This window comes from Bacteroidota bacterium (assembly GCA_034723125.1).
Classification (GTDB): Bacteria; Bacteroidota; Bacteroidia; order CAILMK01; family JAAYUY01; genus JAYEOP01.
The window spans coordinates 4123-5994 of record JAYEOP010000608.1; the positions used below are offsets into that span (position 1 = coordinate 4123).

The following is a 1872-nucleotide window of genomic DNA, read 5'->3' on the forward strand; positions in this document are numbered from 1 at the left end:
AAAAATATTTGTTTCGCTTGGAATATCCACTAATTTTTTTATAAACCATAAAATAACAACTTATCAATATTTTGAAGATAACAAGTTTGAAAAGAACACAACAAAGAATTCATATTATAAATTTAATTCAATAAACTTTTCAATATTGGTTGGTATGGGATTAGAGTATGAAATTAATGAATTACTTAAGTTGAAAATAGAACCTATTTACAGAAGATCAATAAATAGTATAATTGATGCACCAATTAAAAGTCATCTATTTTCTATTGGATTAGGAACAGCTTTATATTATAAATTTTAAAAGAATAGCACATTAAATAGGTTAGATTTAATAATTCTAGAAACAGCTATGAGTTTTTCAGAGGTGATTTATCAAACGGATTGTATTTGTATCAAATTATTTCAGGAAATAATATTTTTACAGGGAAGTTGATTGTAGGAGATTAGAATTATTAATAAAAATTTCCGATAGGAAAAGATATTCCGCTAAAATAACCTTTTATATTTTTTAATTTCTTTAAAACTTGTTAATTTCTTTTTTCAAAAATCACTTATATTTACTTTTTTTTGAAGGCAGTGTAATAACAAAATAATCTATTAATTATGAATGTTGGAGTAATAATTGGCAGAATAGGAGGAGTTGATGGTGTAGCTCTCGAAACTGAAAAGTGGATTACAGTTTTAAATAGAATGGGTCGTAAGGTTTTTGTTTTATCAGGACAGTATGAAGACCGTGAAATGAATGCTGATACAGAAGAATTATTGTATGACCTTTCATTTTTTTCTCCCGAATGCCTTTGGGAACAAAGTCAGGCATTTTTTCAGCCTGTTAAAGACCCGACACCTTTAATGGAGCATATCGAAACAAAATCAGATTCTATTTCAAAGGAAATAATTGTTTGGATTTTAAAAAATAAAATAAATTTACTAGTCGTTGAAAATGCTTCGGCACTACCAAGCCACATTTCTATGGGAGTAGGAATAAAAAAAGCTGTTGAGTTATTAGGGATTAAGACAATTACTCATGACCATGATTTTGCATGGGAACGTGGAAAAAGATACCATTCTCCTCATAAAGATGTAAATGATTTAATAAAAAAAACATTTCCTTTGAACCTACCAAGCGTTGTTCATGCTGTTATCAATACTCCTGCACAAGAAACATTAAAAGAAAAATTTGATATTTATTCTATCTCCGTTCCAAACGTAATGGACTTTGATATACCATACGGAATAAAAACAAAAGAGAACAAAAATTTACCAAAAGATATTGGACTTGGAGAAAATGATATGATGCTTTTTCAGGTTACAAGAATAGTTCGTAGAAAAGGAATTGAAGTTGCAATTGATTTATTGCATAAACTCAAAAACAAAAATTTAAAACTTGTAATTACAGGGAATTATAATGACGATAATGATGGAGGATATGCAAATTTTCTCATTGACAAAATCGCAGAATTAGGATTAAAAAAACAAGTTATTTTTGGTAGCAATTTTATAACACATCACATTGATAAAAATAATAATGGAATTAGGTACAATCTTTCCGATGCTTATGCTCATGCAAAAGCATGTACTTATTTTAGCACTTATGAAGGATTTGGAAATGCCTTTATAGAAGCTGTTGTTGCACGCAAACCAATTTTTGTAAATAATTATAAACCCGTTTACTGGCCTGACATAGGTAGTAAAGGATTTAAAACCGTAATGCTTGAAAATAATAATCTCACAGATGATGCAATTGAACAAATAAAAGAAATTATTTACAACGAAAAACTTAACAAGGAAATTGGTGAGTATAATTTTGAACTCGGAAGGAAATATTTTTCTTACGATACTTTAGAAAAAAAATTATCTGACTTAATCAATCTT

The 1872-nt window shown here is 28.1% G+C and carries 2 protein-coding genes; both read left to right on the forward strand.

Annotated elements, in window-relative coordinates; translation table 11 throughout:
• Window positions 1–301: hypothetical protein (locus U9R42_15010; GenBank protein MEA3497335.1), on the forward strand; the 301-nt coding region annotated here is incomplete at its 5' end.
• A gap of 302 nt (window positions 302–603) precedes the next feature.
• Window positions 604–1872: glycosyltransferase family 4 protein (locus U9R42_15015; GenBank protein ID MEA3497336.1), on the forward strand; the 1269-nt coding region annotated here is incomplete at its 3' end.